15 protein-coding genes and 4 pseudogenes are annotated in these 25,480 nt (G+C 66.2%); 12 read left to right on the top strand and 7 right to left on the bottom strand.

The window, feature by feature from the left end; all coding sequences use genetic code 11:
• The first annotated feature begins 105 nt into the window (after positions 1-105).
• From tsaB to HLH45_RS19710, 3 genes and pseudogenes are all read left to right on the top strand, one after another.
• Complete coding sequence (gene tsaB / locus HLH45_RS19720) at positions 106-825, top strand: tRNA (adenosine(37)-N6)-threonylcarbamoyltransferase complex dimerization subunit type 1 TsaB (RefSeq protein ID WP_008575199.1); 720 nt, start codon at positions 106-108, stop codon at positions 823-825.
• Positions 822-1,178: pseudogene (locus HLH45_RS19715) on the top strand (ADP-ribosylglycohydrolase family protein); the annotation flags it as partial. The gene tsaB and the pseudogene HLH45_RS19715, both read left to right, overlap by 4 nt.
• Before the next feature lie 270 nt (positions 1,179-1,448).
• Positions 1,449-1,733 (top strand): annotated as a pseudogene (locus HLH45_RS19710) (ADP-ribosylglycohydrolase family protein); the annotation flags it as partial.
• 894 nt (positions 1,734-2,627) lie between these two features.
• Here HLH45_RS19710 and HLH45_RS19705 read toward each other — a convergent pair.
• Together HLH45_RS19705 and HLH45_RS19700 are read right to left on the bottom strand one after the other, a co-directional pair.
• A complete protein-coding gene (locus HLH45_RS19705) occupies positions 2,628-4,253 on the bottom strand; it encodes a hypothetical protein (RefSeq protein ID WP_033478943.1) in 1,626 nt (541 codons plus the stop codon).
• A 339-nt stretch (positions 4,254-4,592) separates the two neighbouring features.
• Positions 4,593-4,952, bottom strand: a complete 360-nt coding sequence (locus tag HLH45_RS19700; protein WP_126952620.1) for a hypothetical protein — start codon at positions 4,950-4,952, stop codon at positions 4,593-4,595.
• Between the two features lie 54 nt (positions 4,953-5,006).
• Here HLH45_RS19700 and HLH45_RS19695 point away from each other — a divergent pair.
• Positions 5,007-5,288 (top strand): annotated as a pseudogene (locus tag HLH45_RS19695) (ADP-ribosylglycohydrolase family protein); the annotation flags it as partial.
• A 342-nt stretch (positions 5,289-5,630) separates the two neighbouring features.
• Here HLH45_RS19695 and HLH45_RS19690 read toward each other — a convergent pair.
• Both HLH45_RS19690 and gshB read right to left on the bottom strand, forming a co-directional pair.
• Positions 5,631-6,506 carry an energy transducer TonB gene (locus HLH45_RS19690; protein ID WP_008575185.1) on the bottom strand — a complete coding sequence of 292 codons (876 nt, stop codon included), beginning with the start codon at positions 6,504-6,506 and terminating at the stop codon, positions 5,631-5,633.
• Positions 6,503-7,453, bottom strand: coding sequence for a glutathione synthase (gene gshB / locus HLH45_RS19685; RefSeq protein WP_008575184.1), 951 nt, complete (start codon positions 7,451-7,453; stop codon positions 6,503-6,505). The genes HLH45_RS19690 and gshB overlap by 4 nt, the downstream gene beginning before the upstream one ends.
• Positions 7,454-7,689: 236 nt before the next feature.
• On the opposite strand from gshB, the gene pilG reads away from it, so the two are divergent.
• From pilG to HLH45_RS19645, 8 genes are all read left to right on the top strand, one after another.
• Positions 7,690-8,091: a twitching motility response regulator PilG gene (gene pilG, locus HLH45_RS19680; protein WP_005913706.1), complete on the top strand. Its 402-nt coding sequence runs from the start codon at positions 7,690-7,692 to the stop codon at positions 8,089-8,091.
• 17 nt (positions 8,092-8,108) lie between these two features.
• Positions 8,109-8,471: a response regulator gene (locus HLH45_RS19675; RefSeq protein WP_005913708.1), complete on the top strand. Its 363-nt coding sequence runs from the start codon at positions 8,109-8,111 to the stop codon at positions 8,469-8,471.
• Positions 8,471-9,001, top strand: a complete 531-nt coding sequence (locus HLH45_RS19670; RefSeq protein WP_003482487.1) for a chemotaxis protein CheW — start codon at positions 8,471-8,473, stop codon at positions 8,999-9,001. Before HLH45_RS19675 ends, HLH45_RS19670 begins: the two co-directional genes overlap by 1 nt.
• Before the next feature lie 39 nt (positions 9,002-9,040).
• On the top strand, positions 9,041-11,077 hold the full coding sequence (locus tag HLH45_RS19665) for a methyl-accepting chemotaxis protein (RefSeq protein ID WP_008575181.1): 2,037 nt from the start codon (positions 9,041-9,043) through the stop codon (positions 11,075-11,077).
• A gap of 113 nt (positions 11,078-11,190) precedes the next feature.
• Positions 11,191-18,408, top strand: coding sequence for a hybrid sensor histidine kinase/response regulator (locus HLH45_RS19660; protein WP_008575179.1), 7,218 nt, complete (start codon positions 11,191-11,193; stop codon positions 18,406-18,408).
• Between the two features lie 7 nt (positions 18,409-18,415).
• Positions 18,416-19,603 (top strand): chemotaxis protein CheB, encoded by a 1,188-nt coding sequence (locus HLH45_RS19655; RefSeq protein ID WP_008575178.1) that lies wholly within the window; start codon positions 18,416-18,418, stop codon positions 19,601-19,603.
• 33 nt (positions 19,604-19,636) lie between these two features.
• Positions 19,637-20,113, top strand: a complete 477-nt coding sequence (locus HLH45_RS19650; RefSeq protein WP_008575177.1) for a chemotaxis protein CheW — start codon at positions 19,637-19,639, stop codon at positions 20,111-20,113.
• A gap of 226 nt (positions 20,114-20,339) precedes the next feature.
• Positions 20,340-20,963: a GNAT family N-acetyltransferase gene (locus tag HLH45_RS19645; protein ID WP_008575175.1), complete on the top strand. Its 624-nt coding sequence runs from the start codon at positions 20,340-20,342 to the stop codon at positions 20,961-20,963.
• Here the strand turns inward: HLH45_RS19645 and HLH45_RS22105 are convergent.
• The 3 genes and pseudogenes from HLH45_RS22105 to HLH45_RS19630 form a co-directional block, all read right to left on the bottom strand.
• Positions 20,931-21,147: pseudogene (locus tag HLH45_RS22105) on the bottom strand (hypothetical protein). The gene HLH45_RS19645 and the pseudogene HLH45_RS22105 sit on opposite strands and share 33 nt — an antisense overlap.
• Positions 21,148-22,729: 1,582 nt before the next feature.
• Positions 22,730-23,302, bottom strand: coding sequence for a sigma-70 family RNA polymerase sigma factor (locus tag HLH45_RS19635; protein WP_033478940.1), 573 nt, complete (start codon positions 23,300-23,302; stop codon positions 22,730-22,732).
• 29 nt (positions 23,303-23,331) lie between these two features.
• Positions 23,332-24,837, bottom strand: a complete 1,506-nt coding sequence (locus tag HLH45_RS19630; protein ID WP_008575171.1) for a vWA domain-containing protein — start codon at positions 24,835-24,837, stop codon at positions 23,332-23,334.
• Positions 24,838-25,480: the final 643 nt, after the last annotated feature.

Here is a 25,480-nt window from a genome sequence, read left to right as displayed (position 1 = left end):
GCAGCGGTTGTCATCCCAGGTACCGTGCCGGCCACTCGGATCGATCAGTTAAACTTTGCGCCCTCCCGGGTCCCCAATCCCGGGTCCCCGGTCCCGGCTCCCCCAATGAACGTCCTCGCCTTCGAGACATCCACCGAAGCCTGTTCCGTCGCCTTGCAGGTCGACGGGCGCGTGATCGAGCGCTTCGAACTGGCGCCGCGCCGCCACGCCGAACTGGCGCTACCGTGGGCCGAACAATTGCTGGCCGAGGCAGGCATCACCCGTCGCCAGCTCGATGCGATTGCGGTCGGCCGCGGCCCCGGCGCGTTCACCGGCGTGCGTCTGGCGATCGGCATTGCGCAGGGCATCGCGCTGGCGCTGGATCTGCCGGTGCTGGCCGTTTCCACGCTGCAGGTGCTGGCCTTGCGTGCGCCTGCCGAGGCGAGCCAGGTGCTGGCCTGCATCGATGCACGCATGGGCGAGGTCTACGCCGGGGTATTCGCGCGTAACGAGAATGGGTTGCTGGAACTTGCCCCGGAGCGCGTGTGCACGCCCGATGCGGTGGTCATGCCCGAGACGGTGCAGCGCGTGGCTGGGGTGGGAACCGGATTTGCGGCCGCCGACGGACTGCTGCAGCAGCGCCTAGCCGCGCAGCTGAGCAGCGTCGATGCCAGCGCCTTGCCGCATGCCGCCGATCTGCTCACGCTTGCGGTGCCCGCGCTGCAGCGGGGCGAAGGGCTGGCGCCAGAGCGCGTGGAACCGGCGTACCTGCGCGACAACGTTGCACTCACCCTGGTCGAGCAGCAGGCCGCCCGCGCAGCGAAGGCGGCCACCGCCGCGCCATGACACACGGCGATCTCGAACGCGCGCGGTTTCGCGGCTGTCTGCTCGGTCTGGCGGTCGGCGATGCGCTGGGCACCACGCTGGAATTCCAGGCGCCCGGCAGCTTCACGCCGATCGACGACATGCACGGCGGTGGTCCGTTCGCCCTGCGTGCAGGGCAGTGGACCGACGACACCTCGATGGCGCTGTGCCTGGCGCACAGCCTGCTGCATCGGCAAGGCTTCGACCCCGCCGACCAGATGAATCGCTATTGCAACTGGTATCAGCACGGCTACCTCAGCAGCACCGGCCACTGTTTCGATATCGGCAACACAGTCCGCCAGGCGCTGGAGCGCTATCTCGATGGCGGCCCCGCCTAGAGCGTGTCATCCACTTTGAGATGAGTGCGAAGCGGCCTGTGGCGCGTTGAAACAAGGCGTGCGCTGCGGCCCAGGCTGGCTGCCTGGGCAAAGCGCGCAACGCAGTATCGGCGCGCCACAGGCCACTTCCCGGAGGGTTGGCCGTCAGCGGCACGGAGCGGGCGCCGCGCGGCTTGCCTTGGCGGCCAGCCAAGCCGGCGCCACGCAACACCCGCTCCGCACCGCTGACGACCAACGCACCTCATCTCAAAGTGGATGACGTGCTCTAGCGGCAGCGCCGATCCGCGCGCGGCCGGCAATGGATCCCTGATGCGGTTGGCGCCGGTGGCGATGTACTACGCGCATCGCCCCGACGAGCTGGGCGATCGTGCCGCCGACAGCTCGCGCACCACCCATGCCGCCGCCGAGGCGCTGGACGCCTGCCGGTTGTTCGCGGCCCAGGTGCGGGCCGCCTTGCTCGGCGCAACGCGCGAGCAGGTGCTGCGCACGTCTTGCGACGGAATGGTCTCCCCGGCGGTGCATGTCCTGGCCGCGCGCGACCATTTCGCGGTGCGCCTCTGGCACGAATCTCATATCACATGCCAAGTTCTCCAGCACAGGCAGCGCTACCGGATCAGGGAGGTGGCCGACATGTTCGGCCAAGATCACGGCAGCCTCCATGCGTTCGGACTGCGCTAGCGTTCGCAGGCGTTCCACGTACATTGCGTAGGCACGCAGGCGCGGGCCGCGACCCTCACCGTCCCGATATGGGAGATTCCTGATCATGCGCAAGGCAACGCGCAGACGCGCGGCGCTATCAACGTAACCGACATCGGCAACTGGGTCGTAGTGCGGGTGCTCGGTGAGGAATGTCTGCATTCCTTCGCGGACGTCAGCGGCCATCTGCCGTGACGTTGCACCAAGTCGCGCCATGCTTCTTGTTGACAGTCGACTCACGACTTGTTGGCGCAGTTCGGGCGGCATTGCAGAGAGTCCGTCGAAGACCGCGGCTGGATTGTTTTGCGACGGCTGCGCATCGGGCAATGGTCCGCGTGGCGGCGTCCGGGACGTCGTCGGCGTCTCGTCGCTGCGGCTGGTAGATGCGGCAGCGTGCGGCAAACCGGCTCGGTTAATAGGCATCTTGAATCTCCTGAGCGTGGCGACAGCAGCGGTTCGATCTGGAGCGCCGCATACATCTTTCTATTAAGTGAGGAGGCGGCGTCGGGCGGCGCCGAAAATTGCGTTTGTCTACCCGAATGCGATACCGCAGACACACCGAAATCTCTGCGGAGCCTAGGAACGTCATTACGATGCGCGTGCCTGAGGCCTACGCGACCCTCAGGCACATCGACGCCTCACCTCTGAATCATAGTGCCTGTATGCATGCACAGGCCGGACATCAGCAGGCCAATGCGATGCCGCCCAGTGGCGTGTCCGAGTGCAGCATGGGACTGCTTACACCCTCGCCTACCAGAACCGCAAACCTGGCGCACGTTTGGAAATCAGCTTTTCAAGTATTTCATCGCACCAATTCCTGAATTCGACCGATCGTGGCAAGATGGTGTCAGCTCTCTCACGGATTGCGAGGAGCACCGACCGGTGCCTTGCCGGATCGAGAGATTTTGCCTGTTCTGACAATTGCCAAGCCGCCTCAAAGCGCTTTTCAATAGGTAATTGCGACAGTCCGTCGGTCAAACGCATCAGGACCGAGGCGGTGATTTCATGCGATGCCATACGTTCTTGCTTGGACATTCCATCGCAATAAAACTTGGAGCAGGCATTCACCAAGGACTGATGAGCATCAAGGCGCATCTGCGCAAAAGGCAGGTTAATCGACAACTCGGCAAGATGCGGCAACACATCTCGTCCGTTCATCGACGACGCAAGCTTTTTAGCAACTGCCTTGTAACTGTACCTCAAATTCTCACCCTCCTTCAAAATGGCCTGGTGATAGAGAATCGCCACCGCGCGCGCGCGCGGCCCTGGTTGCTGTGCAGCCACTTCAACGATCACATTCATGCACTCCGGTAGTGGCAGGCGAGTCAGTGCCAGCACCAGCAAGCGCGCGTGAGGAGATAGCGCCCCCAGTCCCGTCTTCTCGGCCTGCTCCATCACCTCCGGCGCCACTTGGTCGTGGGCAGCCAGGGGACTTTGCAATACCGCACGTAACGCCGCCTCGCATTCGGGCAAATTAACGAGTGACTCGGCCAAGTACTCCAATGCACGCAACCCAGACTGCGCGGGAAGTGCGTTGATGTGCGCCAACAAGGTCGTGAACGCCCGACCGCGCTCGGACGCTGTCAGAGGCGCTCCGGGCTGCCCTCCGGGCAAGCGGCTCAATTGAAATATGAAGGGCTCCAGCACAGCCCGCCCTGCTTGCCCGGGAAGTTTGTCGCGATGCGCGAACAACGTCGTGAACGCTTCGCCACGCTCGGATTCCGGCAGGTTCCAGATGCAGTAAGCCAGATCGAAATATGCGCGCGCGCGCGCACTGCACCCCTCATCGCCCACAGACGGCAGGTGCTCCACCAGTTGCATGGCGGCATGCAAGCGCTCAAGACTTCTGACTTCACCGAAATCGGCGATTGGGTTGTAGTCGGGATTTGCCGCCAGGAACCCTTGCAATTTCTCCCGTGCCATCGCCGCTTTCTCAGGCGAGGCTGAGCCAAGGTTTTCCATGCGCTTGAGCCTCAATTTCCTATCACCCGTTTGACGCGCATCAGCACAGAGCGGTGCCATCACTCGGGCGATGTTGTGTATAGGAAATACACTATCGACGTCACTCGAATCGGCGATTGGGTTGCGGCGTGCGGCTGGTGCCTGCAGGGTGTGCGTACGTTCACCGATCTCAGCGGCCATCCGCCGCGAGGTTGATCCGAGCCGCGCCTTGCTTCTATGGTCCAATCGACCCACGATGTTCTGGCGAAGCGTGGGCGGCAGTGCGGAGAGTCTGTCAAAGACCGGGGACCGCTTGTTTTCTACGAAGTGCGGATTCGGCAATTGGGTGCTGGCCTGCGCCTGGGAAGGCTGCCCCTCCTCCGTGTGGCTGGTGGACGCCACAGCGTGCGATAGGCCTGTACTGGTAATCGGCATCTCGGGTCTCCTGAAGGTGCGCCGCGGGGCGGCAGCGGGTTGGATGTTTCGCTTAGCGTTCGCCAAAGCGAGGCCTGTCTGCAGGCACAGTCAGAAGGCGCGTTCGCCCACGCGAACACGACGGCATGCGTACCCAGGCTGCGTAAGCCGACATCTACAGGACGCCCTACGACGGGATCGACCCAGCCGTTGGGTTCTGCGGGACGCTGATGCTCTGGAAGCGATGGAATCAGCCCAATCGGCGATTTGCCTGTACGCAGATGCTGCTCACCGCGATCCTAGTCGCCCGGTTCGGCAATACGTCACCGCAACCTCGCGTACGGCTGCTCGCATCGACATCTACCAGAAACGCCAGCGACTCCAAAAACTCTGACCTGCCGCACGCTTTTCCGCAAGTTTGGAATCCACCTCTCCGAGTAATCGGTCGCAATGCGCTCTGAATTCGACGACTTGTGGTGTCACCGCTTCGGCTTGTTCACGGATAGCAACGATCACCGACCTGTCCCTTTCCAGGTCAAGGCGCGACGCTTGAAAGAGCAATGATGTAGCAGCCAACACGCGTTTGTCTGCTGGCTGTTGCGGCAATGCGCTGGCCAAACGCAGCAGCACCGCGACCGCGATTTCATTCTTTTTGGAGATGTCATCCTGCGATAATTCGCCGCAGGCATTCTGTAACCGCACATGGGTCGCGTAGCGCATCTGCGGATCGGGCAGGACAACCGACAAATCGGCTAGATGGGGCAACACCTCCCCGCAGCGGTGCCGGCAGTGCAGATTCGCGGCACCGGCTACGTGGTCGACGCGCTGTCGGCCGCACTGTGGTGCTTCGCCACCACCGACACATTCGCCGATGCGGTGTTGCGCGCGGCCAACCTGGGCGACGATGCCGACACCACCGCGGCGATCTGCGGCCAGCTTGCTGGCGCGTTCTACGGTGTCCAGGGCATTCCGGCCGCCTGGCGCGAACGCGTGCAGGATGCAGCCGAGATCATGGCGTTGGCCGACCGGTTGCACGCTGCGGCGCAGGTGGCCTGAGACACTGGCCACCGCGGACCTGCCGCGCCGTCTGCTGCACGCAGCAGATGGCGCAACCGGCCATGTCGTCGCGCGGTCCAGGTTTGTGCGCCAGCCGATCGCAGGTCGTCATTGCCGGCTTGCTGCATGTCCGCGCCGCTATGGCGGGTTGGTGTCGCGCAGGCGTGCAAGAGGATGACCAGGCTGCGCAGGAGTACCCGCCTGGCGTCCACGCTCAGGCCGCTGGCATCACGGCACGAGGCGCGCGCGCCGCAGCGCCGCTGATCCTGCGCGTCTGTCTTCTTTCAGGCCTGCGCCGCTCGGCTGTGGCGCAGTGCATGGGGCAGTACACGCCTAGGGGGCTCAGCGATCGTCGTGCAGCTCGCCGCCGGGCAGGAACAGCCAGGTGCGCGTGACCTGCAGGATGTCCACGTCGTCCTTGGTCCTGGGCAGTGGCGGAAACGGCTGCGCCAGTTGCACCACGCGCAACGCGGCATCGTCCAGCAACGGAACCCCGCTGGAGACCAGCACGCGGCTGCTTTCCACGCTGCCGTCGCGGCGCACGCCCACGCTGATGACCACCTTGCCGCCCAGCCGGCGGCGGCGCGCGTCGTCCGGATAATTCAGGTTGCCCACGCGCTCGGCGCGGTCCACCCAGGCACGCAGATAGTTCGCGTACGCGTATTCGCGGGTACTGGCCGAGACGAACTTGCGGTTCGGGCGCTTGGCGTACTGCTCCGAGCGCAGATGCACTTCGGCGGCGAGCCGGGCCATTTCGGCATCGCGCTGGATGCGCTGCGCCTCGGCCGGGGTGAGCGGGTCGGTCTGTGGATTCGGCTGCGGCGTCGGCACGGCCTGCTCGCCACGACGGCTGGTCACCACGCGGGTTTGGGTGGGCTCGGGTGCGTTCACGCTGGTGGCGCGTTGCGCCTGTGGCGCCAGCCCGGTGCGGTCCTGCGGCACCACGCCCGGCTGGCTGTCCCGGGGGCGTTGCGCGGTGGCGTGATCGCCGCCGCCCTGCTGGTTGGCCTGGGCCAGGAAGTCGGCCTGCTTGGGCGTCAACGGCGTGCTGGTCTGGCTGAAGATCACATCCAGCGTCGGCACCAACGGTGCGTCCTCGCTGACCGCAAAGCCCACCCCCAGGATCAGCACGCCATGCAGCAGCAGCGAGATCACCAGCGTCATCATCAGCCGGCGACCGTCGTCCATCGGTGCCGGCAGGGCCGCGGCCGTGCTCATTGCGCGGTGCCGGCCTCGATCGCGTCGAACAGCAGCCCGGCGATGTTCAGGCCGAACTGCGCATCCAGCTCGCGCACGCAGGTGGGGCTGGTGACGTTGACCTCGGTCAGGTAATCGCCGATCACGTCCAGGCCGACGAAGCGCATGCCGCGCCGGCGCATTTCCGGACCCACCTGCGCGGCGATCCAGCGGTCGCGTTCGGACAATGGTCGGCCTTCGCCGCGTCCGCCGGCGGCCAGGTTGCCGCGGAATTCGTCGCCCTGCGGAATCCGCGCCAGGCAGTAATCGACCGGCTCGCCGTCCACCAGCAGGATGCGCTTGTCGCCGGCCGTGATGTCGGGGATGAAGCGCTGAGCCAGGGTCAGCTTGCGGTTGCCGTCGGTCAGCGTTTCCAGGATCACGTTGAGGTTGGGGTCGCCGCTGCCGCTACGGAAGATCGAGCGTCCGCCCATGCCGTCCAGCGGCTTGAGTACCGCCTGGCCATGCTCCAGCACGAAGGCCTTGAGCGCGGCGGCATCGCGGCTGACCAGGGTCGGCGGGCAGCATTGCGGAAACAGCAGTGCGGCCAGCTTCTCGTTGTAGTCGCGCAGGCCCTGCGGGTCGTTGACGATCTGCGCGCCGGCGCGCTGCGCCACGCTCAGCACCTGGGTGTCGTAGACGAACTCCGCATCCACCGGCGGGTCCTTGCGCATCAGCACCACCTGGCCGGGCCCGAACGCCCGTTCGGCGAACTCGCCCAGCGTGAACCAGCCGGTCTTGTCCTCGCGCACGCTCAGCGGCGCCACCTGCGCCACCGCGCGCCCTTCGCGCAGGCTGAGCCCGCCGGGGCGCACGTAGTGCAGTCGGTGACCACGGCGCTGGGCTTCCAGCAACATGGCAAACGTGGTGTCTTTGGCGATCTTGATGGAGGCGATGGGATCCATCACCACAACGACGTCGAGCGACATGGGGCTAAACCTTTCGAACAAGCTGCCGATGGTAACTTCAAGCGATGGGCGATGGCGCGCCCGGTGGGTCGTAGTGCGCGACTTGCCGGCCGGGACGCACCCAGACGTGGTCGGAACGTCCGCCTGGCGGGGCCCCGGCAATGCACCCTTGACAGTCGATGCGGGTCTTGGGATATACATGCAGTTTCGTAGCGACGTCGGAAGGGATGAAGCGTCGCGCGCCCGGGGATATTTGCATGAGTGAAAACATTGCTGCGGGTGGGGAACTCGCAGGACTGAAGGTGATGGTGATCGATGATTCGAAAACCATTCGCCGCACCGCCGAAACGCTGCTGAAGCGGGAAGGTTGTGAAGTAGTGACAGCAACGGATGGTTTCGAGGCACTGGCCAAAATTGCGGACCAGCAACCTCAGATCATTTTCGTCGACATCATGATGCCGCGCCTGGATGGGTACCAGACGTGCGCGTTGATCAAGGGCAACCAGCTCTTCAAATCGACGCCGGTGATCATGTTGTCGTCCAAGGACGGCCTGTTCGACAAGGCTCGCGGCCGCATCGTCGGTTCCGAGCAATATCTGACCAAGCCGTTCACCCGTGAAGAACTACTGAGCGCGATCCGCACGTACGTCCACGCCTGACCAGGGGGAAAGGCAACATGGCTCGAATTATATTGATCGAGGACTCGCCCACCGACAGGGCAGTCTTCAGTCAATGGCTGGAAAAAGCAGGCCATACGGTCGTCGCCACCGATAATGCAGAAGAGGGTCTTGAGCTGGTTCGCAGCCAGGCGCCCGATCTTGTGTTGATGGATGTGGTGTTGCCCGGCATGAGCGGCTTCCAGGCAACCCGTGCTCTCGCACGCGACCAGGCAACCAAGGACATTCCCGTGCTGCTGGTCAGCACCAAGGGCATGGAAACCGACAGGGCCTGGGGTCTGCGACAAGGTGCCAGCGACTACATCGTCAAGCCGCCGCGCGAAGACGATCTGATCGCGCGCATCAGACAATTGGTGCGTTGATGCGCTCTCCATTCGACATTCTCGAAGACTACGAGCGTCGTAGTCTGGCGCACGCCACGCCGCTGCCGGAACGCCAGTTCTCGGCCGATATCTGGCGCGGCGTGGGGTATCGCGTCGGGACCCGGCGACTGGTCTCGGACTTCCGCGAAGTTGCGGAAATCGTGCCGATGCCGCCGGTCACTCCAGTGCCGGGCGCACAGCCCTGGCTGCTGGGCGTGGGCAACCTGCGCGGCAATCTGTTCCCGGTGATCGATCTGAAGCAGTTCCTGGAGGGCCGTCGCACGGTGCTGCAGGAAGGCCAGCGTGTGCTGATCATGCGTCAGAGCGGCGGCGACGTCGCGCTGACCATCGATGAGCTGTACGGCCAACGCAGCTTCGAGCAGGTCCAGGCGGTGGAACCCGGCGAGCTGGCGCAAGGCCGCTACGCCCATTTCATCGACCGTGCCTTCCGCAACGAGACGCAGGACTGGGGTGTGTTTTCCCTGGCGTTGCTGTCGCGCACTCCTGAATTCCGGCAGGCCGCGGCCTAATCCGCGACCCCGCCACGTCATACAGATCGAGGTCGAACCATGAGTACCGCCCCGGACGCCCGCAAGACCAACAAGCTCGGCAGCGTCAGCACCAGCTTCTGGCTTGGCTTGCTGGTGTTGTCGATGATCGTGTTTGGCGCCAATACCGGCGTCGCGACCTGGCAGGGCAGTCGTCTTGCCGGTGCCGGCACCGGCGCGGCCGACTTGCAGGTGCTCTCGCAGCAGCTGGCCAACCAGGGCCGCGAAGCGGTGTCCGGCGATGCCAAGGCGTTTGCCGCATTCAAGGAAACCAAGGGCCGTATCGACAGCACGGTCAGCGAGCTGGATGGCCGTTACGGCCAGGAAAGCTCGATCGCAAGCTCGATGGCGCAACTCAAGGCGACCTGGGTACCGCTGAGCAAAAACGCCGATCAGGTCATCGCCAGCGAACCGGCGGTGCTCGGTCTGGCCGGCAACGCCGAACGCTTCTCCGGCAGCGTGCCGCAGCTGCAGGCGCAGTTGAACGAAGTGGTGCGCGCGATGACGGTCAGCGGCGCGCCTGCCTCGCAGATCTACAACACGCTGCAGCAGGTGGTGGTCGCCGGCACCATGGCACGCCGGGTCACGGAAATGCGCGCCGGTGGCGCCAATGCGGCCGCCTCGGGCGACGCACTGGCACGCGACTCGGTGGTGTTCACGCAGATGCTGGAAGGCCTGCGCACGGGCAACGAAGAACTCGGCATCGCCGCGGTGCGCAACCCGGCCGCGTTGTCGGCGCTGGAGCAGTCGCAGGCGCAGTGGACGACGATGAAGAAAGACGTCGACGCCATCCTCGCCAGCTCGCGCAACCTGTTCGCCGCACAGTCCTCGGCCGCCGCGCTGACGGCTGGCTCCGGCAAGATGCTCGAAGACAGCAAGAAGCTGTTCGATGCGTTTTCGGCGTTCGGTTCGGTGCGCGACACGCGCCTGTTCCCGAACTTCTGGCTGGGCGTGGTGTCCGGCCTGGTCGCGCTGCTGGCGATCATCGGCTTCGTGTGGAGCTCGGTGCGCGTGCGGACCCGCGAGCAGGACGTGCGCTACCAGTCGCAGGTGGAATTCAACAGCCGCAACCAGCAGGCGATTATGCGATTGCTGGACGAAATCAGCTCGCTCGGTGAGGGCGACCTGACCGTGAAGGCCTCGGTGACCGAGGACATGACCGGCGCCATCGCGGACGCGATCAATTACGCCGTGGACGAACTGCGCCACCTGGTGACCACCATCAACGACACCTCCGCGAAGGTGGCCGTGTCGACCCAGGAAACCCAGGCCACGGCCATGCAACTGGCCGAAGCGGCCGGCCAGCAGGCCAACCAGATCACCACTGCCTCCGAGCGCATCAGCGAAATCGCGGCCAGCATCGAACAGGTGTCGCGCAACTCCACCGAGTCGGCCGAAGTGGCGCAGCGCTCGGTGGTCATCGCCGCCGAGGGTGCCGGCGTGGTGCGCGAGACGATTCAAGGCATGGACCAGATCCGCGACCAGATCCAGGAAACCTCCAAGCGCATCAAGCGGCTGGGCGAATCCTCCCAGGAAATCGGCTCGATCGTGGAACTGATTAACGACATTTCCGAGCAGACCAACATCCTGGCGCTCAACGCCGCGGTGCAGGCGGCGTCGGCCGGCGAAGCCGGTCGCGGTTTCGCTGTGGTGGCCGACGAAGTGCAGCGCCTGGCGGAACGCACCTCCAGTGCGACCCGACGCATCGAAGGTCTGGTGCAAACCATTCAGGCCGATACCAACGAAGCGGTCAGTTCGATGGAACAGACCACCTCTGAAGTGGTGTCCGGTGCGCGCCTGGCCGAAGACGCCGGCACCGCGCTGACCGAAATCGAGCGCGTGTCCAACGCCTTGAACAACCTGATCAAGAACATCTCCATCGCTGCGCACCAGCAGTCGGCCGCGGCGACGGATATCACACAGACCATGGGCGTGATCCGTCAGATCACCAGCCAGACATCGCAGGGTGCGGAACAGACGGCCGAATCGATCGGCAACCTGGCTCAGCTCGCTGCCGATCTGCGCCGTTCGGTCGCCGACTTCAAGCTGCCGGCGTGACCACGACGCGGAACGGGAAAGGATCAGCAGATGGCGCGTAGTAGCGTTACGTCGATGCAGGAAGTGACCGGTTGCCGCGCTGGCGGCGAGTCGGTCGTAGTCAGGGGGCTGCAATGAGCGCGCTTCGCGATGCGATGAGTCACGCCGCACTGGGCTGGGTCAAGCCAGAGCTGGACGAGACGTTGCGCCAGGCGCGCAACGAGATCGAGTACTTTGCCGAAGAACCGTCCGACACCAGTCGGATGCGGTTCTGCGCCGGCTACCTGCACCAGGTGCAGGGCACGCTGCGCATGGTCGAGTTGTATGCGCCGGCGATGGTGGCCGAAGAGCTCGAGCTGCTGGCCCAGGCCGTGCAGGCAGGGGAGGTCGCCGACCGCGATGAGGCCTGCGCGATGCTGATGCGCGGCACCGTGCTGCTGCCCGATTACCTGGAGCGCTTGCAGAACGGGCATCGCGACATTCCGATCGTGTTGCTGCCGCTGCTCAATGAAATCCGTGCCACCCGTGGCCAGCCGGGTCTGAGCGAAAGCGTGCTGTTCGCGTTCGACCCGCAGGCCGGTGTTGCCACCGAGGCCGAGCTGGATCATGCGCGCGGCAGTCTGAGCGGGCGCAATCGCGAGTTGCTCGACACCGTCGGCAATGCGGTCAAGGAAGAATTGCTGCGCGTGAAAGACGCGCTGGACCTGCATCTGCGCACCGGCGGCGAGATCGGCGAGCTGCAGACCCAGGTCAACGATCTGGGCAGCGTTGCCGACACCCTCGGCATGATGGGCCTGGGCGTGGCGCGCAGCGTCGTCGTGCAGCAGCGCGATGCGTTGGCGCGTGTGGTCGATGGCCAGACCCAGATGGACGAAAGCGTGCTGCTGGATATTGCCGGCGCGCTGCTGTACGTGGATGCCTCGCTGGACGATCAGGTCGCCAGCCTGGGCGCCGACCCGGGCGACGGTACCGAAGTCAGCAACAGTGCCAACTCCTCGGAAGTACGCCGCACGGTCGATGTGCTGGCGCAGGAGGCGATCGCCAACTTCGGTGCGGCGCGCGAACATTTCGTCGCCTTCATCGAAACCAACTGGGACCACGCGCGTCTGGCCGAGGTGCCGCACCTGCTCGGCGAAGTCGGCGGTGCGTTGCGCATTCTCGAGCTGCCGCAGGCCGCCGATTATCTGGAAGGCGTGCGTCGCTACGTCGATCTGGAATTGATCGGCAAGCAGCGCGTGCCCAGCGGACGCCAGCTGGATACCCTGGCCGATGCGATGGCCAGCCTGGAGTACTACCTGGAAGCCCTGCGCGAGCGCCGTCCCGGCCGCGAAGAGATTCTGGATATCACCCGCAACAGCCTGGAAACGTTGCGTTACTGGCCGCTGCCGTCGGGCCAGCCGTCCGATTTGCCGGTCGGCACGGACCAGCCGGGCAGCGCGGCCGAGCCGCAGCCGGTGGCCGCCCCGCCGTTGCAGCACGCCGACACGCCGCAGGCCGCCAACGATGCGTCTTTGCCGTCGCTGGAATGGGCGAACGAAACCGTCGTCGAGACGCCGTTCGCTGCCAGCGTGGTGCACGACACCGGCGCTGCCGCGACCGATACGGTGTTCTCCTTCGACCCGGTCGCCGCCGAAGAAACCGTGTCCGGCCAGTCGCATGTGCCGTTCACCGTGGCGCCGCTGGATCTTTCGGACGACGGCGCGCAGGTACCTGGCGACTGGCATCTGGAAACCACGGAGCAGGCCGCGCCGATCGCCACCTCTGCGTTCGACCCGGTGTCGGCCGAGCAGGATGGCAACGAGGTCGCGCAGGTCAGCTACACGGTGGATCTGAGCGCGCTGGAGCAGGAGCACGCCGCCGAGCCGGTGCCTGCCGAGGACGCGCCGCTGCAGATCGAGCAGATCGACCTGCCGGGCGATGCCGATCAGACCGAAGCGCCGTTGGAGTTCATCGCCGAGAACGCAACGCGTCGCGCGCAGACCAGCATCGAAGACGCCTTCTCGCCGCCGCCGAGTCCGCCGCAGGAATTGGACGACCCGTTCGTCGAGCCGGTGCAGGAGCCGCAGGACGTCCCGTCCGAAGCGGCATCCTGGCCGGTTGCCCCGCGCGTGCAACAGGCAGTGGTCAGCGAATTCGAGCTGGACGACGCCTCCGCTGCGTTTCTGGCCCAGCTCGATGCAGCCGCCGCGCAGTTCGACGTGGAGCGCCCGCAGGCGCCGGCACCGGCCGCCGATGCGCACACCGTGCAGGCAAGCTCTGAACCGGTGTCCAGCGAACGCGCTCAGGAGGCCGCCGATGCCGGCATTTTCGGCGGCTTCGGCGACAGCGATATCGACGACGATATCCGCGACGTGTTCCTGGAAGAATTCGACGAAGAGTTGATCAACCTGGGGCAGCTGTTGCCGGTGTGGCGCGCCGCGCCCACCAACCCGGAAGCCCTGCGCCCGATCCGCCGCGTCTTCCACACCCTGAAGGGCAGTGGGCGTCTGGTTGGCGCCAGCGTGCTCGGCGAGTTCAGCTGGAAGATCGAGAGCATGCTCAACCGCGTGCTCGATAATTCGCGGCCGGCCAGCCCGGCGGTCGTGTCGATGGTCGAACTGGCCTACGAGGTGTTGCCGCAATTCAACGCCGCGCTGCGCGACCAGGGCCGCATCAGCGCCGATCTGCCTGAAATCCAGGGCATTGCCGAGCGCGTTGCTGCTGGCGAAGAGGTCTATTACGTGCCCGCAGCCGCGGCACCGGTGGCCGAGGCCGTGGCGATTCCGGCGGCAGCCGCAGGCGTGTTTGTCGCCAGCGGCGGAACGCCGGCTTCGGTGGACAGCGTGCTGCGCGAGATCCTGGAAGCCGAGGTCGCCACGCATCTGGACACGGTGAACGGGTGGCTGCACGCCAGCCAGGCCGAGCCGCAGTTGGCGACCGAAGACGTGCTGCGCGCCGTGCACACGATGAGTGGCGCGTTCGCGATGACCGACGTGCCGGAAATCACCTTGGTGACGACGCCGGCCGAAAGCTACGTCAAGCGCTTGCTGGCCGCCTCGGTCACACCGTCGGCGGAAGGGCTCGAAGCACTCACCGCCACCGCTGCTGCGATTGCCACCACGGTGACCGCGCTGCGTGCCGATGCGCCGTTGATTCCGTCGTTCGCACCGTTGACCGAGCGCTTGCGCACGCTGGTGGACAGCTTGCCGGAAGCGCAGTGGCCGCCGCAGGTGTTCCTGGACGAGTTGGACGATGTCGACGCCCCGAGCGCCACGGTAGACGGCAGCGATGCCTCGGTCGAACTGACCGGTGCGCAGGATTTGTCGCAGTACCTGGATGCCGGCGCGCTACCGTCCGACGCCCCCGCATCGGCGCAAGATGCCGAAGACGCGCAGCCGCAGCCGGACGATGCGCCGATTGCCGTGGACGAGCTGGCCGAAGCCGAAGCCGAGCATGAGTCGGCACTCGCACTGGACGCGCCTGCACCGCATGCGGTCGACGATGCCGGTCATGCCGCCGTGCACGAAGATGTCCACGCCTCTGCCGAGTCCGTGCCTGCATCGAGCGACGACGCGCTGGTACCGGTTGGTGATTCCGAGCTTGCCGATGCGCTGCACGACGATGCTGCGCCAGCCGAAGGGGCAGACCGGGCCGCATCGCAGGGCATCGACGCACACGACCTGCCGGCCGACGAGCCGCTGGTTGAAGCCGAGGCCTGGGATGCCACTGAACTGCAGCATGCGCAGACCGCACCGCACGATCACGCTTCCGGCGAGCACGCGGCAGAGGTGCCCAGTGAGGCATCTGCTGAGCGTGTGTCCGGCGAGCACGACGCCGACGCCACCAGCACGCACGCCGACAGCATTGCGGTAGATGAGCTGGCCGATGCGGAAGCTGCCTTGGGCGATGCGCAGACGCTGGCTGCAGCCGATGCCGAGCAGGCAGTGGACGGGCAGGCACAGCAGGCGCCCGCGCACGACGAGCAAGTTGCAGCAGGCGCTGACGAGGCGGTCGAGAGCATCGAAGCGCTGGAGGCCGTGCACGCCGACGCAGCGTTGGCTGATGACGCCAATGCAACGACCGCGGAAGACTGGACCCCGGAAACCGCAGCGCTGGACAGCGTGTCGTCCGATCAGTCTGGCCATGCCGACACGCAGGAATACGCGGGCGAGCAGTCGGTAGACCAGGCGGCGCAGCACGGCGAGGCAGCGTTGCCGCATGCCGGCGAGCCGTATGCGGGCGAACAGCAACCGCTGGAAGAAGCCGCGCAGCTGGGCGAGCATGCAGAGCTGGAAGCGCAACCATCTTCGAATCAGCAGATGGATTCGGGCGATGACGCGCCTGCCGATGCGCAGCCGCACGTCCACGAGCAAGTGCCGTCTGACCAGTACGTCGACGCCGGTGAGCAGCTGCAAACGCACGCGCATTCCGACGAACATGCCAGCGACGCAGAGCACGCGGCCGAACACCTGGACGCCGAAGCCACGCATACCGAAGCGCAGCATTCCGACGCCGAGCATGTGGCTGCCGAGCAGACCGAAGCGGCGCATTCCGATGCCGAGCATGCAGACGCCGACCGAGTTGACGCCGCACAGGCCGGTGCCGACGTCCTGCCCGATCACACTGTCGAATCGGTGCAGGCATTCGAAATGGCGCATGCGGCCGATCAGGTGGAAGAGACCGGCGATCCGCAATCGGATACCGCGCCGGAGCTGCACGACACGCAGGCTGTCACCTCCGACGACGCGGCGCAGGCCGATGAGCAGGCCGCAGTCGATGCGTTTGCCGTGGCCGATCACGCCGATCATGCCGCGCACGCAGATCAGTTCGAAAGCGCAGGACACGCCGCGCACGCGGAACCAACGCAAGCCAGCGACCACGCCGGTGCCGATCAGCATGCCGACGACTCCGCAGATCAGCACGCAACCGACCGCAGCGCCGACGAGCCGGAAGACACCACCACCGCTGCGTTCAGCGCCCCAGTCGAAGATGCGGCGCGTGCCGGTGCGGCCAGCAACGATATCGGCGCGGCATTCGATGCCGGCCCGCTGAACTTCGATCAACTCGACGGCGAGCTGGTCGACATCTTCGTCGAAGAAGGTCGCGACCTGCTGGACCATTGCGACGGCCTGATCGCCCGCATGCGCGAAGTGCCGGGAGACCGCGATGTCCTCAATGGACTGCAGCGCGATCTGCACACGCTCAAGGGCGGTGCGCGCATGGCCGGCATCAACGCCATCGGCGATCTGGGGCATGCAATCGAATCGCTGCTCGAAGCCGTGGCGGCCAACCGCACCGACATCGATCGCGACGACGTGCGTCTGTTCGAGCGTGGCTTCGACCGCCTGCATCAGTTGCTGACCCGCACCGGCATGCACCGTGCGGTGACGATGCCGACCGATCTGGTGGAAGCCTTCGAAACCCGTACCCGTGGCCGCAATGCCGCACCGCCTAGCGACGCAGATGTCCGCGCGATCGCCAAGGCGTCGGTGGAACCGGCGCCGCTGTCCGCCCCGGTTCCGGTGGAAGGCCAGGCCGAAGAAGACTTCCTGCCGCGCGTGCAGCAGGAGCAGGTGCGCGTGCGCGCCGACCTGCTCGACCGCCTGGTCAACCACGCCGGCGAAGTGGCGATCTACCGCTCGCGCCTGGAGCAGCAGCTGGGCGCGTTCCGCGGCGCCATGGGCGAACTGGATCGCACCAACGCCCGTCTGCGCGACCAGTTGCGACGTCTGGATCTGGAAACCGAAGCGCAGATCGTGGCGCGTTATCAGCGCGAACAGGACCAGGGCGATCGCACCTTCGATCCGCTGGAACTGGACCGCTTCTCCACCTTGCAGCAGCTCAGCCGTGCGCTGAACGAATCGGCAGCCGACTTGGGCGGCTTGCAGGGTGTGCTGGAAGATCTGTCGCGTCAGTACGACGGCTTGCTGCAACAGCAGTCGCGCGTCAGTTCGGAGCTGCAGGACGGCCTGATGCGCGCGCGCATGGTGCCGTTCGACGGTCTGGTGCCGCGTTTGCGTCGTGTGGTGCGTCAGGCAGCCAGCGACACCGGCAAGCAGGTGCACCTGGTGCTGGAAGGCACCCAAGGCGAACTGGATCGCAACGTGCTCGATCGCATGGTCGCGCCGCTGGAACACATGCTGCGCAACTCGGTGGCGCACGGGCTGGAAACGCCCGAGCAACGCCGCGACGCAGGCAAGCCGGAAGAAGGCAGCATTGCGATCCGTCTGCGCCGCGAAGGCTCGGAAATCGTGCTGGAAGTGGCCGACGACGGCGCCGGGCTGGATCGCGAGGCGATCCGTCGCCGTGGCGAGGAGCGCGGCCTGATCGAACCGGGCCAGGAGCTGAGCGAGGCCGAACTCGATAACCTGATTTTCGCTTCCGGCTTCAGCACCTCCGAGCAGGTCAGCCAGTTGGCCGGCCGTGGCGTGGGCATGGACGTAGTGCGCAACGAAGTGCGTCAGCTCGGCGGCTCGGTGGATATCCACTCGGTACGCGGGCAGGGCGCCACCTTCACCTTGCGTCTGCCGCAAACGCTTGCGGTCACCCAGGCGGTGTTCGTGCGCATCGGCGAAACGACGTTCGCGGTGCCGGTGGGCTCGGTCAGCGGTATCGGCCGCATCTCGCGCGCCCGTTACGAGTCGGGCGAGGGCGGGTATCACTACGCCGGCGAAGAGTACGTGCTGCACGACCTCGGCTCGTTGGTCGGCCAGGCCGCCGCGCGTGCCGATGGCCAGGCGCAGGTGCCGTTGCTGTTGGTGCGTGCGGGCGACCTGCGTGCCGCGGTGGCCATCGATCAGGTGCTGGGCAATCGCGAAGTCGTGGTCAAGCCGGTGGGCCTTCAGATCGCCTCGGTGCCGGGCATCTACGGCGCCACCATCACCGGCGATGGCCGCGTGGTGGTGATCCTGGACGTCGCCCCGCTGGTGCGTCGTTTCCTGGCCCAGCCGGCGCGGCCGTCGCTGGAAACACAGGCCGAAGCACAGCGCCAGGTGCCATTGGTGATGGTGGTCGACGATTCGCTGACCATGCGCAAGGTCACCAGCCGTGTGCTGGAACGCCACAACCTGGACGTCACGACCGCACGCGACGGTGTCGAGGCGCTGGAACTGCTCGAAGAGCGCGTGCCCGACCTGATGCTGCTGGATATCGAAATGCCGCGCATGGACGGCTACGAGCTGGCCACCGCGATGCGGGCCGACCCGCGCTTCAAGGCGGTGCCGATCGTGATGATCACCTCGCGCAGTGGCGAGAAGCATCGCCAGCGCGCCTTCGAGATCGGCGTGCAGCGTTACCTGGGCAAGCCTTACCAAGAGTTGGATCTGATGCGAAACGTGTATGACCTGCTGGGGATCGCCCGTGTCCGAGACTAATGGCGCAATGGGAACTCCGGTTGCTTTGCTGGGTCGTCCCGGTCAGGCGCGCGAGCGCCTGCGCGAGGCGCTTGGCCTGGCCGGCGCGCAGGTGGTGCTGGAAGACGAGCCAGCGGCGGTCGACGTGCAGATGCTGCGCGACGCCGAGCCGGTGGCCGTGCTGGTCGCACTCGAGCCGTCGATCGAAGACGCGCTCGAAGCGCTGGAGCCGGCCTTCAACATGCCCGGCGTCACCGTGATCTTCGACGAGGCCGAACTGACGGTGCGCCGCGAGGGCTGGGAAGCGCAGCGCTGGGTGCGCCATCTGGCCGCCAAGCTGCACGGCCACGCCGACGTGCTGCCGCCGGGCACCGAAAGCGAGCCCTCGCTGCAGCCCGAGCCCGGCCTGACGCTGGTACCGCAGCAGCATTCGGACCTGCAGCTGGATCAACACCTGGAAGCGGCCGCGCACGCGTTCGACAGCGTGCCCGGCGATGCCTTGTTCGCGCATGCCTCCATGCAGGAGGCGGCATCGGCCGCTGTGGAAAAGCCGGGGCTGGCGCTGGGCGATTCCAGTACCTGGGGCCTGGTGGACGAGGTGGCCGTGGTGGTGCGCCCGCGCGCCGAACCCGATGTGGCGGCCCTGTCCACCGGCGGCTTGTCGCTGGTGGATCTGGAGCACAGCGGCAGCGTCACCGGCGCTGTGCTGGTCGTCGCTGGCATCGGTGGGCCGGATGCGATCCGTCGCCTGCTGGCCGCCTTGCCGCCGGAATTCCCGCGTGCGGTGCTGGTGCGCATGACCCTGGATGGCGGCCAGTACGGCAACCTGGTGCGGCAGATGGGGCGCGTGTCTGCGTTGCCGGTCGAACTGGGTGAAGCGGGGCAGGTGGTCGCACCAGGCAAGGTGTATGTGCTCTCCGACGAGGTCGGCGTGCAACAGCATGCCGGCGCGCTGGCGTTCGTGGCACCGGCCGATCCGGCCGGGCTGATCGCCGCGCTGCCGCCGGCCGACAGTGCGGTGCTGATGCTCAGCGGTGCCAACGAGGCGCTGGTGGAGGCATCGCTGGCATTGGCCGAGCAAGGCGGCTGGTTGGCCGGGCAATCCACCGACGGCTGTTACGACCCGGCCGCCGCCGCGCGTCTGGCGCGGCAAGGCATTCTGACCGGCGACCCTGCGCAGTTGGCGCAGGCGCTGGCGCAGCGTTGGCCGGCATAAGCCGGGCGCTCCCATTCGAATCGGAATCATGCGATGAGCTACGCCAATAACGACGAAATCCGCGGCGTCCTGATCCAGGCCGGTAGCGAGCGCGTGCTGCTGCCGAACGCAACGGTGGCCGAGGTGATGTCGCGGGTGGCGGTCGAGCCGCTGCCCGACATGCCGCGCTGGGTGGTCGGGCGCATCGACTGGTACGGCTGGAAGGTGCCGCTGCTGTCGTTCGCGCGCCTCAGCGGCATGGGCGATGAACCCACCGCGGTCAACAACAAGGTCATCGTGTTGAAGGCGCTGGGTGGCAACCCGGCATTGCCGTATTTCGCGCTGCTGACCGCCTCGTTCCCGCAGCTGATTTCGGTGCCGCGCGATGGCCTGCTGGCCGATGCCTCGGAAGATGCGCTGCCCGACGGTGTGCACATGCGCGTGCTGCTGGGCGAGCAAAGCGCGCTGTTGCCGAACCTGGACGCCATCGAAGCGCAGGTCGGCCAGGCGCTCGCGGTCGCTGCCGCCTGAGAGCGGGAGGCCACCTGCTGTGCTTGCCGTCAGGCGGGTGCAGTGGCACCGTGCAGCGGGGCTGCCGCGCACTGAGCGATGCACAGGGAGGATGTTGCTGACTGTCGGGCGTTCCATCTCACGCACTGGATGACGCCCTGCTTTGGAGACGGCTTGCGGAGATCGGTATGCATCAGCCGGATGCACCTGGCAGCAAGATGACACGCGTGATTGAGGCGTGGCTGCCATGAGTCCTCCGCTGTTTGCGCCGATCCGCCGCGCCGACGGCGTGGTGCTGTGCGATCTGGCCGTGGTCGATCCGGCTGCAATGGCCGACTACCACACGCGCAACCGCGCTCATCTGGCTGATGCGATGCCGCTGCGGCCGCCCGCGTTCTACACCGTCGAAGGCTGGCGCCGTCTGTGCATGGCATACCGCGGCGCGATCCCTGGCGAGCGCGAGTTGCAACTGGTCTTGTTGCAGGGCGAGCAGGTGATCGGCACCACCGGGTTCACCCAGATCCAGCGCGGCGCCTTCCAGGCGTGCCACATGGGCTATGGCCTGGACGCGGCGCAGCAGGGACGGGGTTTGATCCAGTGGGCAGCCACGCAAGGGATCGCTTTTGCCTTCGGCCAGCTCGGCCTGCACCGGGTGATGGCGCAATACGTTCCGGAGAATCTGCGCAGTGCGCGCGTGCTGCGGCGGCTGGGTTTTCAGATCGAAGGCTATGCGCGGCGCTATCTGCAGTTGAATGGCCACTGGCGCGATCACGTGCTCACCAGCAGATTGCGCGACGACGGCACGCCTGGCGAAGGCGCGGTGGATGATGAGCCGGGTTCAGGGCGCAGCGCTCGAGAGCTCAAGCCGTAATTCATCGGCGGCTAGCGTGCTGTCTTGCGCAAGCTCGATCTGCGTTGGCCGGCCACGTTGTTTGAATTGCTTGCGCAACTGCGCCGCCCAGGTCTGCACGGCCGATGCACTCGGCGTGGCAGCCATGATGCGGATCGTTATCGGTGTCTGCGTGTTCCCGGAAGCAGCACGGTCCTCCAGCCAATCGCTTGGTGATGTGGAAAGTTTCAGTGAAACAGTGCGGTGTGTCTGCTCGCGCGTGTCTGTCTCGCGCTGTTGCTGTGCCTGCTGTGTCGCAATGCGGGTGGCCGAGGTGGACGACCAGCTGTCGCGTGATGCTCCGGGCTGCGGCTTGCCGGCCTGCGGTTCCGGTCTTGGTGCAGGTGCAGCTGTTGGCGCGGCACGCGAGGTGTTGCGCGATATCACTAGCTCGGTGGTCGCAGGTGCGTTGGCGGCCATGCGTTCGATCCGCAACGATGGATCCTGCGACGGTGCCGGCAATACCGGCAACATCGGCAATTTCGCCGCCGCCGCGGGCGCCGCAGGCGCTGGCGCACGCTCGGTGGGTCGCGGGGCAGGTGCGCTGTTATCCGTGCCTACCGCGGGCGCACCACTGGCCTGTACATCGTCGTTGTTCGCGGTGATGGGGGCAGGCGGTGGGGGCGGCGCCATCGCGGCGTGCGCATCGTCTTGCGTCGGCTCCGGCACCATTGGCGGTTGGGTGGACGTCATCCCGGTGGGGCGCGCGGAAGCTGGCGGCGTCACCACACGTGCAGGCAGGGGCGCGCTGACCGGGGCCGGCATGGCGGCTGGCGCGAGCTCCTGCAGCGAAGGTGCCGGCTGCCTCTCCACCTGCTGCGCGGAAGTGGGTTTGTCGGCGGATGCGAAGGCAGGTCGCTGCGCAACATCTTGGACGCTGCCTTCTGAGGCACGATCTGCTCCGTCTGCCGCAGCGGGGCGCGCGGGAACTCTTCCTGATTCGGCTGCCGCAGGGATCGCCGCAGCCGGTGTGAGCGCATCCGGCACCGGTCGACTGGCCTGCCATTGCAGGCCGAGGCCAACGGCCAGCGTGACCGACGCGGCGAGCGCCAAGGGCGGCATCCAGCGCAGGCGTCGGGCACTGCGTCGAACAGGCGCTGGGCCGATGCCCGATGGCGCCCGTGTAGGGGCTTGCGTTGACGAAGCAGCCGATGCCGGGGTTGAACCCTGCGTCGAAGTTGAAGCAGCAGCGGCATGAAAAGCGGGAGCGTCAGAAGAATCCGGAATCGAGCCGGCTCCCTGAGCCGAAGATCTGCCGGCATCGGCGAGCGAGGAAAGCGGCACTGGGTTGGATGTGCCAGCCGAGGCCGCTGCAGGCACGGATCCAGCCACCGATTCAGGGTTCGACGTACCTGTCACGGCAGGCGCAGCAGGCATGACCGGCACAGCATCGGCAGCATTGCGCATCTGTTGCGCAATCCATTCGCGTGCAGCCTCGCTCAATGGCGCGCCCAGTGTGTGGTCGGCGGTGTCGCCTTGCGCAAGACGTGCCTGCACGGCCGCGCGTTGTGCAGCCTGCGTCTGTTCGGCTTGCGCTGCTGCGGCAGCAAACAGGCTGGCCATGGTGGCAGGCGCTTCAAACTGCAAGGTGTCCTGTGTCGCGGTCGCTGCAGCGCGCTCGGCTTCTGCCTCTTGCGCGGCGTGTGCAAACCAGGCATCCATCGACGCGGGCGGGGCATGCAGCGGCAGCGCACGCAGCAAGGCAGCAAGGCCATCATGCCCGGCAAGGAAACGATCGAAGGACGTGCTCACGGCGCGGCCTCCAGGCTCACGCGCAGCTTTGCGAAGGCGTAGCGCAGCCGGCTCTTGACCGTCTCGAAGCCTTCGCCGATCACATGCGCGATCTCTTCGACGCCCAGCTCGGCGAAGAAGCGCAGCACCACCACTTCCCGTTGCGCATCCGGCAGTGCCATCAGTGCGGCACGCACGCGATGTTGTTGCTGGCCGAGCATGGCCAGGCGCTCGGCGCTCAGATCGTCGTCGGGCAACTGCAGATGCACATCGTCCAGCGCCACCGAGGTGGCGTGGTATGCGCTGCGCCGGGTGTCGCGCCAGGCATTGCGGCCGATCTGGAACAGAAAGCTGGTGAAGGCGGCCTGCCCGGGGCGATAGTCGCTACAGCGGGTCATCAGCTTGACCCAGGTTTTCTGCGCCAGGTCTTCGGCCTCGCTCAGATTGCCTTCGCACAACCAGGCCAGGAAGTTGAACAAGGCGCGGTTGTGGCGCTTGAACAATTCGGTCGCCGGTTGTTCGACAAAGCCATTGGCGACGAGGAGCATGAGCTCCTCGTCAGGAAGATGCGCAAGATCGGCAGGATGCATGCGCTCAGTATAGGCAGGCGCTGCGCGCATCAGTCGGTGTCGGCGAGTGGCCGGGTGCTCAGTGCGTCGGCCTGCTGCACCAGTTGCAGGAAGTCGGCGCGATAGCCGAAACGGTCGCTGCCCAGGCTGCCGGCGGCCAGGGCGCGCACCTGCGGGTAATCCCAGCCCCGCAGCTGGTTGCCGCCACGCAGGCGCTGCCCGAACCCGGCCACCGCTGCAGAAAAACGGAAGGCATCGCTGGTGGCATTCAGTGCCTTGCGTTGACTGCTGCGTACCACCGTGTCCAGCAACTGGCTGCGCTGTGCATCGGGCCGCTTGTAGCGCAGTTTGACGTGCGCCAGCTCGCCGTTGAGGGGCCGCGCCTGCGTAGGCTGTGCAGCGCTTGCGTAGCGCAGCGGGTCGACCGATGCGGTGCCGTCGGCCGGGGTGATTTCGTACAAGGCGGTGACGGTATGGCCGGCGCCGATGTCGCCCGCATCGACCTGATCGTTGTTGAAGTCCTCATCGCGCAGCGCACGGTTTTCGTAGCCGATCAGGCGATATTCCTTGACGGTGTTCGGATTGAATTCGACCTGGATCTTGACGTCGCGCGCGATGGTCGCCAGCGTGGCGCCCAGCTCGTGGGTGAGGACCTTGCGCGCTTCCAGCGCGGTGTCGATGTAGGCGTAGGCACCGTCGCCGGCATCGGCCAACTGCTCCATCAGGTTGTCGTTGTAGTTGCCGGTACCGAAGCCGAGCGTGGACAGTGCGATACCGGAGCGGCGCTTTTCGGCCACCATGCCCTTGAGCTGATCGAAGTTGGTGACGCCGACATTGAAGTCGCCATCGGTGGCGAGCAGGATGCGATTGATGCCACCACGCAGATAGCCTTGCTGCGCGGCTTTGTAGGCGAGCTCGATCCCGCTGGCGCCGGCGGTGGACCCGCCCGATTGCAAGGCATCGATGGCTTCGACGATGCGCCCCTGCTGATCGCCCGGCGTGGGCGGCAGCACCACCGATATGTTGCCGGCGTAAGTCACCAGCGTGATGCGATCTTGCGCGCGCAGCTGGCGCACCAGCAGCTTGAGCGAGGATTGCAGTAACGGCAGCTTGTCCGGCGCGTCCATCGAGCCGGAGACGTCGACCAGAAAGACCAGGTTGGCGGGCGGTAGATCGGCGGTGGCGATGTCGCGGCCGGCGATGCCTACGCGCAGCAGCAGGCTGTCCTTGTTCCATGGTGTAGTCGCCAGTTCGGTACGCACGGCGAAGGGTTGGCCATTGGTCGGCGCCGGGTCGTCGTAGCGGAAATAGTTGATCAATTCTTCCACGCGGACGGCATCCGCTGGTGGCAGGCTGCCTGCGTTGAGGAACCGCCGCACATTGCTGTAGCTGCCGGTGTCGACGTCGATACTGAAGGTGGAGATCGGGTGTTGCGCGGCTTGTACGATGGCGTTGTCGTCGATGTGTTGGTAGCGCTCGCGGTCTTGGGCAGGCGCGGGTGCCACTGGCGGCATCGGCATTCGGCTATCGAGAACCGGGCGATGGGCCATCAGCATCGCTGCCGGTGCCTGACGTGACAGGTGGCTGGCGCTGACCGGGGCCGGCATCGCTTCGATGGGGGGCGACGGCGGGCTAGGCGCCGATGGCGCTTGCAGTGCATGCGCGGGGGCAGGTGCTGCGAGCTGCGCTTGCGGCCTGACTTCAGGAAGCGCGTCGGTCTGGTCAGGTGTCTGTGGTGGCTGCGCTGGCGCGGGTGGTGGTGCGGACTCGCTGCGTGATGGTTCGTGCGGCGGTGCAGTGGGTTCGTGCGAGCAGGCGCCCAGCAACAAGGCGAGCGCAATCAGGCTGTGACGTGACATGGGAATCCTTTGCGTGGCGAGGTGGGATGGATGGACAACCGGACAGCCCGAGGTCGCCGTGCACTGCGCCTCTGTCAGTAAAACGAGCGAGTGCGGTGAATGGGGTTAACCGGTCGAAAAATTTTTTTGCCGGCCATGCCTGGGCTGCGGCGGTGCAGCGGACCTCACTCCCAACCGTCTGACGACAAGGGGGCTCTCGCTCCGACGGAGCTGGCGCGAAGCGCGGATGCTGGGCGACGAAGGGGAAGGCCCAGGCTGGCTCGTCCGCTGCTCCAGCCCTGAGCCAAGCGTGGCTGCGCACCACATCGTCCGTCGCTTGCCGCCAGCCACATCCATGCAT

It is taken from the genome of Xanthomonas euvesicatoria (genome assembly GCF_013112235.1).
Taxonomy (GTDB): Bacteria; Pseudomonadota; Gammaproteobacteria; order Xanthomonadales; family Xanthomonadaceae; genus Xanthomonas; species Xanthomonas euvesicatoria.
The sequence above is the reverse complement of the archived record's forward strand: the minus strand, read 5'-3'. Positions and strand labels throughout refer to the sequence as shown.

Bases quoted from the DNA above. Each gene is read 5' to 3' on its own strand.
- HLH45_RS19675 (WP_005913708.1), top strand. From the start codon at position 8,109: ATGGCTCGAATTATATTGATCGAGGACTCGCCCACCGACAGGGCAGTC.
- HLH45_RS19650 (WP_008575177.1), top strand. From the start codon at position 19,637: ATGAGCTACGCCAATAACGACGAAATCCGCGGCGTCCTGATCCAGGCC.
- pilG (WP_005913706.1), top strand. From the start codon at position 7,690: ATGAGTGAAAACATTGCTGCGGGTGGGGAACTCGCAGGACTGAAGGTG.
- HLH45_RS19665 (WP_008575181.1), top strand. From the start codon at position 9,041: ATGAGTACCGCCCCGGACGCCCGCAAGACCAACAAGCTCGGCAGCGTC.
- HLH45_RS19670 (WP_003482487.1), top strand. From the start codon at position 8,471: ATGCGCTCTCCATTCGACATTCTCGAAGACTACGAGCGTCGTAGTCTG.
- HLH45_RS19655 (WP_008575178.1), top strand. From the start codon at position 18,416: ATGGGAACTCCGGTTGCTTTGCTGGGTCGTCCCGGTCAGGCGCGCGAG.
- HLH45_RS19645 (WP_008575175.1), top strand. From the start codon at position 20,340: ATGAGTCCTCCGCTGTTTGCGCCGATCCGCCGCGCCGACGGCGTGGTG.
- HLH45_RS19635 (WP_033478940.1), bottom strand. From the start codon at position 23,302: ATGCATCCTGCCGATCTTGCGCATCTTCCTGACGAGGAGCTCATGCTC.
- HLH45_RS19690 (WP_008575185.1), bottom strand. From the start codon at position 6,506: ATGAGCACGGCCGCGGCCCTGCCGGCACCGATGGACGACGGTCGCCGG.
- HLH45_RS19660 (WP_008575179.1), top strand. From the start codon at position 11,191: ATGAGCGCGCTTCGCGATGCGATGAGTCACGCCGCACTGGGCTGGGTC.
- HLH45_RS19700 (WP_126952620.1), bottom strand. From the start codon at position 4,952: ATGCGCTACGCGACCCATGTGCGGTTACAGAATGCCTGCGGCGAATTA.
- HLH45_RS19705 (WP_033478943.1), bottom strand. From the start codon at position 4,253: ATGCCGATTACCAGTACAGGCCTATCGCACGCTGTGGCGTCCACCAGC.
- gshB (WP_008575184.1), bottom strand. From the start codon at position 7,453: ATGTCGCTCGACGTCGTTGTGGTGATGGATCCCATCGCCTCCATCAAG.
- HLH45_RS19630 (WP_008575171.1), bottom strand. From the start codon at position 24,837: ATGCTGATGGCCCATCGCCCGGTTCTCGATAGCCGAATGCCGATGCCG.
- tsaB (WP_008575199.1), top strand. From the start codon at position 106: ATGAACGTCCTCGCCTTCGAGACATCCACCGAAGCCTGTTCCGTCGCC.